Genomic DNA, 16,321 nt, shown 5'->3' with positions numbered 1-16,321 from the left:
TCTATCACGCCCTTTTGAAGAGTTTCTTAAGACCTTCGCCCTTCTTCCTGCTCTTTATGAACTGATCGAAGAAGACCGCAAGGATTATTATTGCTCCGATAACGATCTGCATTATAAATGGATCTACACCAAGAAGATTACCGCCATTTCTTATGGTCTGGATTATAAGAGCGCCAAGGGCCGTCCCAAGAACGGTTCCTACCCCTCCGCTCAGACTTGCTCCTCCGATGACAACCGAGGCTATGGCGTCGAGTTCGTAACCGTCTCCCCCTGTCGGGACCCCTGCGGCCATTCTCGTTCCCAGCATCAAACCGGCTATAGCACTGAACAATGCGGCCACAATGTAGAAGGAATACATGTTCAGCCGGATATTTATACCTGACAGCCTTGCAGCTTCCTCATTGCTTCCTATGGCGTATAGATTCCTTCCGAATTTTGTGTATTTGAGCACGAGCATCATGAAGCCGGCGAGAATTATCCACGTCCAAGCGAGCGCCGGTATTCCGAGAAACTCTAAAACTGCGAATCTCCTGTACTCCAGAGGAACGGCAGTTACCATTCTTCCGCTGGATATATACATTACTACACCTCTTACGAGCGTCATCATACCTAGGGTTGCAATGAAGGCCGGTACCTTTCCATCATGTACGGCAACTGCGTTGACCAAACCTATTAGCGCACTGATTCCCAGTGCCAGCAATATACCTACAATTGTGGGAAACTGAAATTCTCCCCTAGTAGAAGTGAATATCGCAAATACCATTCCGCTGAGTCCAACTATAGAACCAACCGAAAGATCTATTCCGCCAGTTATGATTATAAGGGTCATACCGATGGCAACCACACCATTTATGGATGACTGCCTGATGAGATTGGTTATGTTAGCCCATGAGGAAAAGTTGCCTCCTGTTGCGATGGCCAGAAAGACCCACATCACAACCAGAATGATCAAAAGGTTTCTTTCAGTAAATGTCTTCCTTTCTCTCCTTCCAGCCATTTCAGACCGCCTCCTTTACCTTTTCTCTTGAGACAATGTTCTTCATTGCCAGTGTCAGCAAAAACTCCTCGGAAAAATCTTTCTTATGAACCTCGCCAGCCATTCTACCGTTAGAAATAACGTAGATGCGGTCGGACATTCCCATTAGCTCGGGAAGATATGAAGAGATTAAAATTATTCCCTTGTTGCTGGAGAGTATCTCACCGAAGAGTTTGTATATCTCTGATTTCGTCCCAACGTCGATTCCGACGGTCGGTTCATCGAAGATTAGAACATCTGTGTTTTTGCAGAGCCATCTCGCGATGATTACCTTCTGCTGGTTTCCACCACTCAGCTCGGAAACCGGCTGGAAGATGCTGCCAATCTTTATTGAGAGCTTGTCGATATATTCTCTGGCCTGTGAATGAGCCTTCCCATAGTTGATGATAGGACCCGTCATCACCTTGTCAAAGTTAATTATGTTTATATTGAAATCTATATCCTGCTGCAAGAAGATTCCTTGTTTTCTCCTGTCTTCCGGAAGATAGCCAATACCCTTCATCAGCGCATCCTTCGGTGTCTTGATCGAAACGTCTTTGCCTTCAACTACTATTTTCCCTTCTTTGAGAAGATCGGCACCGAAAAGCGCCCGTGCAATCTCAGTTCTTCCAGCGCCCACCAGGCCAAAGAATCCCACGACTTCGCCTGCCCTGACATGAAAACTGATATTCTCGAATCTCTCTCCGGAAAGGTTCTCAACCCTTAGGAGTTCTCTGCCGGGTTCTGTATCCTTCTTCAAATACATCTCCTCGATCGATCTTCCAACCATTAGGGGGATCAGCTTCTCAACGTTTTCAAGCTCTTCCGTTGTGTAAGTTCCCACCGTGGCCCCGTCTTTCAAAACGGTAACCGTATCACAGATGTCAAAGACCTCCTCAAGGTTATGCGAGATATAGATTACGGCCGTTCCCTGATTTTTGAGCTCATCTATTATCTGAAAGAGGATTTTAGTCTCGTTTCTTGTAAGCACGGCAGTCGGTTCATCAAAGATGACGAGTCTGGGCTTCTGCCAGAGTGCCTTGGAAATTGTAATCATTTCACTTTCAGCAATGCTCAACTCTTTAATGCTCTTGCGAACGTTTATATCCAGACCGATGTTTTCCAGAAACTCCATTGATTCTTTGTACATCTTCTTCCAGTTTATGAATGGGCCAATCTTAGGTTGCTGCCCCAGAAAGAAGTTTTCTGCCACTGAAAGATCGGGAGTTACCATTACATCCTGATAAACGGCGTAGATTCCCAACCCCTTGGATATCAATGGTGAGTTCCTGGTAATTTCATTTCCCTCAAAGATCATTGTCCCTGAGTCCTTCGTGTAAGCACCTGTGATTATCTTTATAAGTGTAGATTTCCCAGCTCCGTTCTCTCCCACAAGGCCTCTTACCTCACCACTCTTGACGGAGAGGGAGACATTGTCAAGAGCTCTAACGGCAGGGAAGGTTTTGTTTATACCTTCTAGTTCAATTACGGTCTTTTCCTCGGGCATGTCATCGCTCTCCTTTAGCCACCGTATTTCTTTTCATACTCTTTGTATATGGAGACGCTGGAACTCGAACCGAAGACTGTGGCTCCCAGTTTCATGAATCTCTCGACCTGTTCGAGAGTTCTGACGCCGCCGGAAACTTTGATCTGTTTCTTCCCGGAAACGATGGAGTTAATGAGTTCAACATCGCGATAGGAGGTTGCTCTGGGACCGAAACCCGTCCCGGTCTTAACGAAGTCGATCGTTGGAACGTCGACTATCAGTTCACATACCTTGACTATTTCCTCTTCAGTCAACCTGCTGGTCTCGATTATGAATTTACAGACTCTGTTTCCTTTCTTCACTCGCTCGGAAAGAGTTACGAACTCCCGTTTCATCAGATCCCAGTTTCTTGATTTGACTGCGGATACGTTTATCACAATGTCGAAATCAGTAACCGCCTCTCCGAGAGACATGTAGTATTCTATTTCTCTCATTTTCAACTCTGTGGGAACCATGCCGAGCGGAAAGCCTCCTGGGCCTACGTTAATTCCAACCTCAGTTCCCTCGACTTTTTCAATAACATAAGTAGGGATCGCATACCACGGAACAACCACATTTCTGAAATTGTACTCGAGTGTATCGTCAACGAAGCTCTCAATATCCTCCCACTTTGATTCGGGATTCAGCAAAGTATTATCGAAACGCCTGTTAAAAGGAATGTCTCTATTCATAAATACCTCCCGGGATAGGCAAAAATTTCTGAAAAAGGGCAGCTTTCGCTGCCCATAATCGTTAGAAACTTAAGGTATCAGTACTTCTTCCTTGAGAATGGGTCGAGAACCCACATAGAATCATCAAGTATATCCTTCTCGACTACGTAGACTCCAGTATCGAAATACTCGGGAAGCGGTTCGCCATTGATTGCCATGAAGGCAAACATGACACCCTTGTAACCCATACCGTGAGGATCCTGAACGATAAGAGCCTTCAAGGAGCCGTTTCTGAGAGCATCAATTTCCTGCGGGTCCGAGTCGTATGCAACCGCGATGACTTCATCCTGAAGACCTTGAAGCTCGATAACTCTGGCAACTCCGTCACCTGTGTGGTTGTTGTCCGCAAACATTCCAACTAGATCGTCGTAAGCGATTAAGAGGTCTTCCGTAGCGTTGGCCGCTCTAGAAATGTCGTTGTCAACATAGATCGTGGGGAGGACTTCTAGATCAGGAGCTATCTCGGCGAGTCTTGTCTTGAATCCATCGTCTCTATCTGTAAGAACCTGAACACCAGCCATTGCGCTTACTAGACCGATCTTACCCTTGAGGTCCTTACCTGCTGCCTTGAGATATTCAACAAGCTTGTCGGCTGCAAGAGCGCCTCCGACTTTGTTGTTGGTGGCGAGGAATGAATTGTATCCGGTGTCATAGACAAAGTTGTCAATGAGAATGATCTTGATACCCTGCTTGTAAGCTTCGTCTAGAATCAGAGAAGGAGCTTCCGAGCTTGTCGAAGAAATAACGATTGCGTCTGGCTTCTTGTTGACAACGTCCTCAAGAATAGCGACCTGCTTGTCGATGTCTGATTCGGACGGAGGTCCGTAGACCGTGACATTAACAAGGCCCTGTAGATCGTGTTCGGCGTTCTCGGCGCCGACTATCGTGTACTGCCAGAAGTCAGAATCCGTTGCCTTGACTATGAAGGCAATTTCGTAAACTGCAAATCCCAGTGTGGCTCCGAAAAGAAGTGAAGCCATGACAAGTAACATAAGTACTTTTCGCATTAGCAAAACCCTCCTTATAAAGTTGTTCTGTACATACGAATGTACACATGTACGTACAAACATAATAATTATAACAAGCGAACGAACTCGAAACAAATTTGAATGACAGAGGAAATCTTAGTGATAAGAACTTTAGAGAAAAAAAGAAGACATAATCGTCTTTAATCACTCTTAATCATCGCCAGTTGTTTCAGGAAAGGTTGGTCTTCTGGACTCTGTCTTATCTTCTGAGTTCTCTTTTCTTCGAATACATTGCAAGCTCCGCATTTCTCAGCACATCTTGAAAATCAGTTAGAATGTCTCTCTTAGTGGCTACTCCAAATGAGACACTAGCTTCCACGGCGAAACAGTCTATCTTGCTCAGATTTTTCTCGATTCTTGAAACGATTTCCTCTGCCATTTCGGTGTCTGTTCTCAGAAGAAGGACAACGAACTCATCTCCACCCCATCGAACAACTAGATCCTCGTGCCTGCAGGATTCTTTGATTGTGCAAGATATAGTCTTCAGATAATCGTCGCCGTAGAAATGGCCGAAACGGTCGTTCAAACCCTTCAGCCCGTTTACATCCGCGAAAATTACGGAAATTGGAAGATTTCTCGAAGTGTCTACTCTCGATACTTCCTCATCGAAGAAGGTCCTGTTGTAAAGACCGGTCAGCGAATCGTGAAAAGCAAGGAACTGTATTTCTCTAGTCTTCTTGATCCTTTCAAGGGCTCCAAGAGCATGAAACATCAGTAACTCGGCAAGCTCCGCGTCTTCATTGTTGAAACTGCCAGACTCAATAGTCACCGACTGAAATACTCCGATCGTTCCAATCGGAACACTTAACAGAGCTTTGATTTTGCTGCTTGAAGGCATGGCGTCGTCTTCTTTCGAAACATCGTCCAGAATAATTGTCTTCCCTGTTCTCAATGTTCTTCCCGCTATTCCCTCATACTTCGGAACACGAGAGTTGACCTCTATGTTATCCGAGTGTCTCTTAACTACCAGGTAGTCTCCTTCAACAACATCAAGACTGTAATAATCAAAACTCAGAATCTCTGTGGCCGCTTTCACTATTAGATCAAAAACATCCTCTTCCTCTGTACAACTTTCCATTTTGAAAGCAATGTCATGGAGACTTCTTATCTTCGCTCTCAGCGCTTCGTTCTCGATCGCTTTTCTTTCAAGCTCCTCAGTTCTTGCCTTGACACGTACTTTAAGAGTGTGATTCCAGAACCAGAGGACAAACAGACCAATGACAAAGAAAACGAGAATTCCTGCGGTCACCAACAGATTCCTCTTATTCTGTTCGAACCAGTTTGCCGAGCCAAACCACTTTTCGAATATATCCCTGTACTCGCCGCTCTCCCTTACAAGCAGGAGTCCTTTATTCAACTTATTGAGAAGAGCGAAGTCGTCCTTTGCCGTTGCGAAGGCATAATCTCTCTCGAAGACCGTGGCACCGGAAACCTCGAGATTATCGATCTCATTCTCTTTCGCAAAATAAAGGGACTGATACTTCTCGAAGAGACCAAAATCCCCGGTGCCCGATGAAAGAAGCTTCAAGCCGTCAAGAGGAGATTCAACCGCGACAATCTTGTCGGTTATTGAGTTTTCAAGGAGATAGTCGTCCATGACACCGTTCCTTTGAACAACAATTTCCCTTCCTCTCAGATCATCCACGGTAGGTTCCTGGGAGCCTTTTCTGTAAAAGATCGCCATATGCAGAGTATTGTGGGGAATCGAAAAACCGTATATCTTTTGCCGTTCGGGAGTGACAGCCATGCCTATTAGTCCGTCAAGTTCTCCCGACTTGAATTTTTCAACAACGAGATCCCATTCACCGAGCTCTATTTCAATATCCAGCTCGGCGACTCTAGAGACGGCCTTCATCAAGTCCACATTGAATCCCGTGTACTCACCGTTTTCATCAACAAACTCATACGGAGGATAGGCACTATCACCGCCGAAAGTGAGCTTGTCCGCAAAAGCAAAAGTACTTAGTAGAACCAAGAAAAATGATAAGAAAGCCTTCCCGTTCTTCATCGATTCACCCCGATTATTGATATGATAGCACAATCATTACGAATAATTGAAGTTCTAAAAACCCGGAATTCAGTGGAATCATTTGTGGGTAATATTTATCGCTCGCAAGCAGACTACAAAGTACTTTCCATTAACTCAAAAGCAATATTATGGAAAAATACCTAAAAGTTTTTGCAGTCTACATTTGTGCACTTCCACTTTGTGCTAACAATTACATCACTTGATTAATTTTTCATCGGTTTTCAAAGCATAACAGTCAATAATAATCAAGTGGCTAAAAACAAGTCTTTCATGGACTTTCGGTCCATAATCTAGACTAAGGCCGCGAAAGTAATCGACACGTGTATTAAGATTGAAGAGAGAATACACGCCTGGGGGGAATTGTCTTGAAAATACTCGTTCTTCTAAAACAGGTCCCGGACTCCGATGAGGTGAAGCTCAATCCAGAGACGGGAACAATGATAAGAGAGGGTGTTGGCACCGTAATCAATCCTCTCGACCTGCACGCGCTGGAAACGGCATTGAGAATTAAAGAGACTGGAGATCACTCCGTTACGGTTGTTTCTATGGGACCACCAGCAGCAGAAGAGGCCGTGAGGGAAGCAATAGCAATGGGTGCCGACAGGGCGGTTCTGCTGACTGACCGTAAATTCGCAGGTGCCGATACGTGGGCTACATCAATGGCTCTCGCGAGGTTTGCGGAAAAGGAAGGTCCCTTCGACCTAATCCTGGCCGGAGAGAAGGCTACCGACGGTGAGACCGGTCAGGTGGGCCCCGAAACCGGTGCTATGCTGGGTATTCCCGTTGCTACATATGTTTCGAGAATAGTTGAGCTAGATGAATCGGGCATAACAATCGAACGCGAAGTGGAAGAAGGAAAGGAAATATGGAAGCTACCCCTACCTTCGCTTGTTTCGGTGACTAAGGATGTCAATGAACCCAGACTCCCTACCTTGAATGGAAAGAAACTCGCGAGAAACGCATCAGTAGAGAGGATCGGCAACGATTTTCTGGAATTAGATCCATCTGAGATCGGCTTGAAAGGATCACCCACAAGGGTAGTAAGAATAGGAACCCCGAAGCTCTCTAGGAAGGTAGAGATGTATGAGGGAAGCAGTATCAGAGACGGAATTGATGAGATAAAAAAGAGGTTGGCACCCTATCTGGAGGTGAACCATGAGTGATCTCCTGGTAATCGCAGAAAGAAGAGGAAATGAAATCCACTCAAGTACATTCGAACTACTTGGAAAGGCAAGGGAGTTATCCATAAAGCGGCCTCTTACGGTTTCTGTAGTGGTTCTTTCCGACAAGCCTGTCGAAGAAGATTCAGCCAACTCTCTCTTCTCAGGTGGTGCTGATCGAATTATCCTGGCAGTGGATAGAAGCTTCTCCAGATTCAATTTCGAACCATACACTAAGACTCTGGCTTCTATAGTAAGAGAGTTCGCTCCAGAGATCGTACTTGCACCGGCCACAACTTCAGGCAGAACCTATATGCCCGGCCTGGCGGCTCTCTTGAAGACTGGCCTGACGGCCGATTGCACCGGCCTAGATATAGAAGAGGAAACTGGAAATCTTCTTCAGACAAGACCTGCCATAGGCGGCAACATAATGGCGACGATAAAGACCCCGAATCACAGGCCTCAGATGGCCACCGTGAGGCCCAAGACATTCTCGGCTCTGAAGGAAGCGTATGAAAGCAAAAGTGAACTGGTTAACTTTGAAGTGACTCCAGATTTGACCCAAACTGAAGCAAAACTAATCGAGTTTCATCCAATAGGAGCGGGGCAGAAGGGAGTTCAGGACGCCGAAGTGATAATCGCCGGAGGCATGGGACTTCGAAAGGTTGAAAACATGGAACCGATCTTCAGGCTTTCAAAAATGATCAACGGAACCGTTGGCGCTTCAAGGAAGATCGTTGATTCGAAGTGGATAGGACACGAAGCTCAGGTCGGATTGAGCGGCCATACAGTTAAACCGAAGATCTACATCGCTGCGGGTATTTCCGGCGCCGTTCAGCATATTGCGGGGATGCAAACCGCAGAGTTCATCGTTGCGATAAACAGAGACAGGAACGCTGCGATTTTCAACTTCGCAGATATTGGGCTTGTTGGAGACGCTGTCGAGATTCTGAACGAACTTGCAAAGTCTCTTGAGTCGGAGGTGAAGAGATGAATTACGGACGGCTCAACGCGGACCTGATCGAAGAGTTACAATCACTACTTAACATCCCCGTCAAATACGATGAGGAGTCACTGGATAGATATTCTAGAGACGAGACGGCGGAATTGAAAGCCGTTAGACCGGAGGTCGTCACTTTCCCTGTAAGTACTCAGGAAGTGTCGGAGATCATGAAATTCGCAAACAGGCATCTGATTCCAGTTACCCCAAGAGGTGCGGGAACGGGCCTTTCGGGAGGCGCGGTGCCTTCATACCGTGGAATCGTCATGAGCTTCGAGAAGATGAACAGAATTCTCGAGTTCGACGAAGCAAATATGATGATTACCGTCGAACCGGGAGTGATAACCGGCGAAATTCAGAAACTGGCAGACAGGCATAACCTCGTTTACGGAGGTGACCCCTGCAGCAGCGAGAGCTCCTCGATCGGGGGCAACGTTGCGGAAAACGCCGGAGGGAACAAAGTCATGAAATATGGACCGACAGGTTACCATGTTTACGGCCTTGAGGTAGTCCTGCCCTCAGGCGAGATCACATATTTCGGAGGAAAAAGACTGAAGGATGTCAGCGGCCTGGACTTCGTCCATCTAATGGTCGGATCTGAAGGCACGCTTGGAATTGTCACGAAAATAACGTTGAGGCTGCTGCCAAAGCCGAAGTATTCGGTGGCCTTGCTCGTACCATACCCGGATATCGACACGGCAATTGCAGCAGTACCTGGATTGATGAGCGGTTCAGGTGTTGTCCCTACTTCTCTGGAGTTTATGGATGGCTCGTCGATAAGGGCGGCCTGCAGCTTCCTGAACATCGAGTTTCCGTACGCTGACGCCGGAGCTCATCTGATAATAGAAGTCGAAGGCAACAGCAAGGATTCGATATTCGACGATTACGTCAAACTCGGAGAAGCCGCCATCGAAGCGGGCGGGCTTGAAGCCTTTGTGGCAGACAACCGGAATACGAGAGACAAACTATGGAAGGCCAGAAAGTCGATTGCGGAGGCACTGGCCGCAATAAGCCCGGTGCACAGCATGGAAGACGTCTCCGTTCCGATGGCGAATATACCTAAGCTAATAAAGAGGTCTGAAGAGATCGCAAAGAAGCGCGGACTCGAAATGATTGCCTTTGGCCACGCCGGAGACGGAAATGTCCATGTCACTTTTATAAAGGGAGACCTTCCACAGGAAGATTGGGACAGAAATCTCCCGCTGGCCGAGAAAGAGCTCTTTGACGAAACCACAGAGTTAGGGGGCTGCATCAGCGGAGAACACGGTATAGGTATCAAGAGAAAGAAATATCTCGCATCGATAGTAGACGAAGCGCAACTTGACCTAATTCGAGGCATAAAAAAGGCCTTTGATAGAAACAACATACTCAATCCGGGGAAAATAGTGGATCTTTGAAAAGAAACCGAGGTTAGAGGTCAGTAGTCAGAGGTTGGAAGAGCAAAAAACCAGTCTCAAGTTCTAAGTTGTGAGTTGCGAGTAAAAAAGCCCAACAAAACGGGTCTCGGGTCTCGAGTCTGGGGTCTCGCGAATACAAGTGGTTAAACCATCACGACCCCAGTGCTATTGAGGCTGTCATCCCGAACTTGTTTCGGGATCTGATCTTCCGAAAGACCGGGGTTGCGGGTAGCAGGCTGGTGGTCGGAAGAGCAAAAAACCAGTTGCAAGTGTGAGTAGAAAAGTCCAACAAAACGGGTCTCGAGTCTCGAGTCTGGGGTCTCGCGAACAGAACCGGCTCATCAATTCAGGGTTTCAATGCAACTGAGGAAGTTGTCCGGGCAGCGGGTTTGCGAAGTCCCTCAAATTGTCATCCCGAACTTGTTTCGGGATCTGGGCTTCGGTTGGGCAAGAACATCTTGCATCCAGGAGTGTTCAGGAACGATAGTAGAATATCCGGAGCAGGAATGCTTCAGGACCAAAACAGCGGTAAACGAAACACTCAACAAACTGCCAAACAAGCAACGGAGGTGCAGTTATGGAGATAGTTGGAATTGATTGGGGAAGAAAGAAGCATTACTGTTATCTTTTGCACCAGGGTAAGAAGTTAGTTTTAAAGAACAAGGAAGAAGATTTTGCGAAGCTTCTGAAGATAAAGGAGGCGGTCTATGTTATTGAGGATGGCAATAACAGGATCGTCGATTATCTTCTAAGGAACAACAGGCAGGTGTACATACTTCCAAGCAGGAGATCGAGCGAAGCCAGGTCATTCTTCGTGATAGAAGGCAAGAGCGATTTCATTGATTCGAAGGTAATAGCGATGACCTATGAGCATAACCCCGAATGGTGTTTGCAAGTGAAGAGGGAAGGGATAGCTTTTGAGCTGGATGTACTGGTTGAAGAGAACGCTGTGATAAATGTATCTATGATGCAGGATATAGGAAGGCTGGATGCATACCTTGAAAGGTACTGGCCGGAGGTGAAAGAAGTTTTCAGTGGCACTTCCGCCAGAAAACTGGCGTTTATATCCATCTGTCCTACTGCAAAAGACTTTCTCTCAATGTCTGATAAAGAGATACTCCTGAAGCTTAAAGAGATGGGTTTCCTGATAAATAGCAATCTCAAAAGCAAGCTGAAGGAGCTCAGAAAAATCGCGCTTGAAAGATATGTGCCAGCTTCCATAAGGACATTGATAGTCGCTTTCTCAAGGTACGCTATGGAGAAGAAAGTGATGAAGGAAGAGATAGGCAAGCAGATGAAAGAAATCATTGAGAAAAGCGAATTCAGTGTGCTTCTCACCTTACCTGGAGTGGGAGTAATAATCGCCAGCCAGCTCATAGTTGCCTACCTAACACACAAGTTCAGTTCCTACAGAGACCTTCAAAGGTACGCGGGAACTACTCCGACTTACTATGGAAGCGGTAACAAGAATACCACCAAGATGAGAAGTAACTGCAATCACTATCTCAGAGGGACTCTTCATATAGCCAGTCTTGCTGCAACAAATAGCTCTAAATGGATGAAAAGATTCTACGACAACAAAAAGAGCGAGGGCAAGAGCTCTGCTCATGCCCTCCGTGCATTGGCGAACACCATCCTCAAAATCGCCTTCGCCATGCTTAGGGATTTGACTCCCTACTCAGAAGAGAAATTCCTCAAGAGGAATCCTCCTTCTGATTATACTACTTCTAAAAAGGAGAGAAAACAGAAGCCTGAATACTCGCTGAAAGTATCTTCAGTAGCTACCTGCCGGTCTACTGCTTGATCCTTTCAGTCTGCCTTTTTTGTAACTGTTGACATAGTAGAAGCCAAACCATTATTCAGAGAGTAGAGAGAAGGGAAAAGCAAAGAGAGCAAGTAAGGTTCTGGGATCTTGAAAAGTTCTTTAATCCCCTCTGGAGAAGGATGTCGACGGCTTCATCGTCGACGGGGTGTGTTCACATCAAGAACGGACCTCATTTTTCAGTCATGACGGAATTCTTTACCAAGAACGAACAACCTGGACGCGCAGCGTCGGAACGAAGAACCAGTCTTCCCGAAGGACGGGTCCATGTTCTTGGACGAAGGACCAAGGACGACTTGGTCTTCTCGGAGGACGGATGACCGTTGAGGGAAAACGGTTTTTTCATAAGCGTACAGGGGTTCTGCAAAGAATCTCGCTCCCAAACCTCTATTTCTTTGTTTCTTGCCTCCTGGTGTGCAAGCGTAAGCATCGCTTTTTCAGAGGCTTGCTGTCATTGCGACTACTGCTGCTCCTTGGTGCAATGCGTCCCGCCAAAGGATAGACTGGCCAGGAAAAGCCTGATGGTCACGTGTAGCGTGACTGGCTATAATAGAATCGACTTATAGTTATTTCATGCTATATATGGAACAAAATATAGAACAAAATGGAGGTCACTATGGATTTGAGAAAAGAGCTGGTCCTTTTCGCGAGGCTGGCATGGGACAGAAGACTTACCGAGAGTACCGGTGGAAATATGAGCGTTAGAAATGGAGATCATTTTGTGATTACCCCCACAACAATGGTGAAGCACTTTCTCACGGAAGAGGATCTTGTCGAGGTAGATCTGAATGGAAGGAAAGTTAGTGGGAGGCGCGAACCATCATCGGAATACAGGATGCATTTGAAGATTTACAGAGAGTGTGAAGACGTGGTTTCCGTCTTCCATGCTCATCCCGTTTACGCGACAACTATCGCAGTTCAGCAGAAGAAGTTTCCTGTGAATATTCTTCCTGAAACTGCGCTCATGCTGGCTCCGATAACCTATCTTCCCTACAGAATGCCTGGTACGGATGATTTTGCGGAGGTATTCGACGAGGGTTTGAAGCTTGGCTCGCGAACCTTCGTTTTGAGAAACCACGGTGTTACAGTCGGCGGAAGTAGTATTGAAGAGGCATATGCAAAGCTCGAGACGCTGGAGTTTCTGGCTCAGATCACCCTCCTTTCCGGTGCCAAACCCGGTTACCTCGAAATCCCTTCCGAAGATGTGGAGAAGTTCTTGAAAAAAATAAGAGGATCTAAGGAGTAGTTTCAGCCATTCTTTAGATTTTCACGCAGAAGCACCCGAGATTGCCTATAAAACCGCGTTTCAGGGTGAATTTATTCTCTCCAGTTGCTTTTCAAAGGAAGGAGTTTTGTCTCTTTACTCGAAAAATATATACTTGTCAAAAGAGTTTATCCACTGGAAACCGCTGCTGCCTTCAATTAGACTTCACGATTGTTTTTGGTTCGATTCTCTTTTTACCGAATTACTGATATTTCAGAAGGCTTTATTCAGTTTGAAAAAAACAGACTGTGCACGAGAAGTCCGTCTGGTGGGTTTGTAGACTTCCACTCCATCTTTAGTCGCTGTACAGGACAAATGAAAGAAGAGGCAGTGTCGTAGTAGACACTGCCTCTTGAACTTGAACCTTATCAGTAGATTACTATCGAAGTCGAAGCAGAAGCGGGAATGGCTCCCTCCAGCTCGGCAATGGCCATGATATCGTAGGATCCTGGATCGAGATCCATGACGGCACTTGCCGGTATCACGCACTCGAATAGTCCGGCTTCAGTCATTGCGGCTTCGAACTCCCGTGTCTCTTGTCCAACTATCAGGGATAGAGTAACCTTTCCTGTTGTGGCAGGAACTGCCTCATCTATTGGATAGGTCACTTCTGATACGTAGACATTTACGGGAATATCGCTGCCCTTAGCCACAAAGGAAGGTGTTTCCAAGCTGTTTATCTCCATCCTTATAGCTTTCAGTTCTTCTATCCAGTATGTATCTTCGTATGGATAGTCAGGATCTCTGAAAGCTCTCAATTCTATGAAGTTGGAAGTTGAGTCGAATTTCGACAGATAGAAAGGTCCATTGCTTATATAGGCGTGGCCGTAATTGTCTATGAATTCAATTGCAGCCTCGTATCTACCAAGTACGTATTCCTCGTCGACAAATTCTTTGATGTAGTTTGGAATATGCTTTCTTTCCTTCATCTCGACAAGTTTAGCTCGGATGTCTTTCACACAAGCAGGAGCAATGGCATCTACTTCTGTGAAGGCGGGATCCATTGTAATTGAGTAAGCAGTACCGGATTCGCTGCCTTCAGTTACAAGGAGAGACATGGCTTCTGCTATCTCCCAGGCACAGCCAACTGGATGACCCGACGAAGAAACACTTATACCTGGTGCTGCCCAGCTAGCAACTCTTTCCTTGCTTGCCGGGAAGTTGTAATTGAAGTATACGGTTATGGTGTCGTCCTCGTTCAAAACCCAACCTATGATTGTATCGAGACCACTCTTAAGAGAAGAAGAATATGCCTGTTCGTATTGGAGATCATCGTCGCCCTCTTTGTTCGCCCACTCCATCTGGAATGCCTGAGCATATAGGAAGTCAACGATCGTGATCGGCTGCCCATGGTGAAGTTTGCCAAACTTGAATTCATAGGTAGCCATGGATATCGACTTGTTTCCTTCTCCAACTTGTAGCCAGGCTTCGTTAAACGGGCAGTAGTTGATAGCATTTGCGGGCACTTCGTAATCTCCGACAACGTCTCCTTCTTCATTACGTCGGGCCTTAGTTTGAACTTCAACCGGTACGGCCCTTAGAGGTGTTGGAATAGCCGAAGCGGGGCTTTCAAACATCGCTGAATCGTAAAGGTTTTCGGCAATGTAATTCGAATAGACGCTGTCAAAACCGTCTGTTCCTATCGGGTCCCAGGCATCCATGAAGAGAGACCCCATAGCCGAGAACTGTGTTATGAATAGCGTTCGGTCATCTGTAACGGCCGTTCTTATCGACCATGTGTTTAGACCGTCTCCCAGCCCATATGCGAACCTCTGCTTGAGTCTTGATGCGTTCGCGACAAAAAAGTCGAGCTGATTGACAACGTATATCCTAACAGCTTCTTCCAAACCGAGTTCAAGGCCTCTTAGCGCAAGTTCCCAGTACTCTTCCTCTGTCAAGAAGTTACCGGTGTAAGCCTTTAGCGTGACTTCATCGATCTCATCCTGTTCGTAATTCCAAAAGCCTTCCGTCATTCCGCCCGGCATGTATCCATACCAGGGAGCGTACATTTGCGCGACGATATGTTCCCAGAAGGCCCTCGTCGCACCGGCTCCCCAGCCCTCAGTATACATCTGCCAGGTAAACTCTGCGGGATCGCCTCCGTAGACGACGTTACTGCACTTAATCCTGTCCCAGTACAACCTTTCCGCCTTCAGTCCCGCCTTTTCAAGCTGATCCCCGATATAATCTCCTTCCTTTAGACGACCTTGAGGATCATCGACTCTAATAGCAATCTTGATTGTTACGGGCTCATTATCGAAGTACCAGAACCCATCTCCTTGCTTGACAAGTCTTCCGGCATTCTCCGGTAGTGCGGCTGCAGCTTGCATAGAGCTTTCTATTACTTGCAAAGCTCTCGCTTCGTTCCCCTCAGCCGTCAAGCCAAACTTTGTGGCGAGAAGGTTGTACCTGTACGTTCCCGGCTGGCCAGTAGTAGCCATTGTGAAGGCCGGTGTCCCGGCTCCTCCGAGAATCTCGTCAACAAGGTATTGCCTGTTGATCAGGTCGTTCATCGCGAATCTGATATCCCTGATCGCAAAGGCGTTGAAGTACTCCTTCCCTCCAACTTCAACGACATATGGCGCTTTGTTAGGGATCGGATTCATCAGTAGCGACCAGGATCCTGATGGAACAGCATACAGGTCAAGCTTGTCTCTAGTGGCCTGATCCAGCCCGAAGATCTGTGGCCCTGAAAGACCCCACATGAATATATCTGTAAGACCTTCAGCCGTGTCCTTCAGCGCGATCTCTTCCGACATTCTCACGTTGAAGTAAACAAGATCAGGATAAGGTCCCTTCTGCGAGGACAGAGCAAGTCCGCCCAGCAGCAATAGCATGACCAACAGCACATAAGTTAGCTTCTTCACTTCCTTCGCCTCCTTAAGAAATTAGCGTTTCGATCGAGTCACAACTTGAACTGGGATAAAGTTGTTTCGTCTACGTAGTGGCAAGAAACGAGAGAGATAAATATAGAACGAAAAATCAGTGTGTTTGATTGTCGATGCTGAAGTAATCCATGCTTCACGAAGAAGCTAATGTATTTGCAAGATTATTATATTACATTCACATGCAAAATCAGAAGAACAAATAGGCCCAATTTACGGTGTCTTTGCCAGATAAAACCAGCCCTGTTACTTTGTCTTTCTATAACTCCTTATTGTGCGAGAATACTTCATGAAATAGCTTTTCGATAACGCTGAGAAGTTCATTTTCCAGCTTTAGAACATTACATAAATACTTATTATTCCTTTTTCAATGATTTGATAATTTCTTGTTATCCAGATTCTTGGTCTCAAGACCTGAAATACCAATCTATCCGACAATATTGACCAAACTCAAATAATTAGAAT

General features: G+C 46.3%; 11 protein-coding genes. 5 read left to right on the top strand and 6 right to left on the bottom strand.

From position 1 onward, the window contains the following. Positions 1-4 precede the first annotated feature (4 nt). The 5 genes from THEBA_RS12895 to THEBA_RS12875 form a co-directional block, all read right to left on the bottom strand. Entirely contained in the window at positions 5-997 is a 993-nt protein-coding gene (locus THEBA_RS12895) for an ABC transporter permease (protein ID WP_006489440.1), read from the bottom strand. Position 998: 1 nt separating this feature from the next. Continuing rightward, entirely contained in the window at positions 999-2,522 is a 1,524-nt protein-coding gene (locus THEBA_RS12890) for a sugar ABC transporter ATP-binding protein (RefSeq protein WP_014731901.1), read from the bottom strand. A gap of 14 nt (positions 2,523-2,536) precedes the next feature. Continuing rightward, entirely contained in the window at positions 2,537-3,232 is a 696-nt protein-coding gene (deoC, locus tag THEBA_RS12885) for a deoxyribose-phosphate aldolase (RefSeq protein WP_014731900.1), read from the bottom strand. A 77-nt stretch (positions 3,233-3,309) separates the two neighbouring features. Next, a complete protein-coding gene (locus THEBA_RS12880; protein WP_006489443.1) occupies positions 3,310-4,278 on the bottom strand; it encodes an ABC transporter substrate-binding protein in 969 nt (322 codons plus the stop codon). 220 nt (positions 4,279-4,498) lie between these two features. Next, on the bottom strand, positions 4,499-6,307 hold the full coding sequence (locus tag THEBA_RS12875) for a diguanylate cyclase domain-containing protein (protein ID WP_014731899.1): 1,809 nt from the start codon (positions 6,305-6,307) through the stop codon (positions 4,499-4,501). A gap of 386 nt (positions 6,308-6,693) precedes the next feature. Here THEBA_RS12875 and THEBA_RS12870 point away from each other — a divergent pair, with 386 nt between their 5' ends. The 5 genes from THEBA_RS12870 to THEBA_RS12850 all read left to right on the top strand — a co-directional run bounded on the left by THEBA_RS12870 (position 6,694) and on the right by THEBA_RS12850 (position 12,953). Continuing rightward, positions 6,694-7,491 (top strand): electron transfer flavoprotein subunit beta/FixA family protein, encoded by a 798-nt coding sequence (locus tag THEBA_RS12870; protein WP_014731898.1) that lies wholly within the window; start codon positions 6,694-6,696, stop codon positions 7,489-7,491. Next, entirely contained in the window at positions 7,484-8,482 is a 999-nt protein-coding gene (locus tag THEBA_RS12865; RefSeq protein WP_014731897.1) for an electron transfer flavoprotein subunit alpha/FixB family protein, read from the top strand. Before THEBA_RS12870 ends, THEBA_RS12865 begins: the two co-directional genes overlap by 8 nt. Beyond that, complete coding sequence (locus THEBA_RS12860) at positions 8,479-9,885, top strand: FAD-binding oxidoreductase (protein WP_014731896.1); 1,407 nt, start codon at positions 8,479-8,481, stop codon at positions 9,883-9,885. The genes THEBA_RS12865 and THEBA_RS12860 overlap by 4 nt, the downstream gene beginning before the upstream one ends. A 577-nt stretch (positions 9,886-10,462) precedes the next feature. After that, positions 10,463-11,689, top strand: coding sequence for a transposase (locus THEBA_RS12855; protein WP_014731895.1), 1,227 nt, complete (start codon positions 10,463-10,465; stop codon positions 11,687-11,689). Between the two features lie 634 nt (positions 11,690-12,323). Beyond that, on the top strand, positions 12,324-12,953 hold the full coding sequence (locus THEBA_RS12850; RefSeq protein WP_014731894.1) for a class II aldolase/adducin family protein: 630 nt from the start codon (positions 12,324-12,326) through the stop codon (positions 12,951-12,953). Between the two features lie 386 nt (positions 12,954-13,339). Here the strand turns inward: THEBA_RS12850 and THEBA_RS12845 are convergent, their stop codons facing one another. After that, positions 13,340-15,838 (bottom strand): ABC transporter substrate-binding protein, encoded by a 2,499-nt coding sequence (locus tag THEBA_RS12845; protein ID WP_014731893.1) that lies wholly within the window; start codon positions 15,836-15,838, stop codon positions 13,340-13,342. Between the last annotated feature and the right edge of the window lie 483 nt (positions 15,839-16,321).

This window comes from Mesotoga prima MesG1.Ag.4.2, from assembly GCF_000147715.2.
GTDB lineage: Bacteria > Thermotogota > Thermotogae > Petrotogales > Kosmotogaceae > Mesotoga > Mesotoga prima.
The sequence above is the reverse complement of the archived record's forward strand: the minus strand, read 5'-3'. Positions and strand labels throughout refer to the sequence as shown.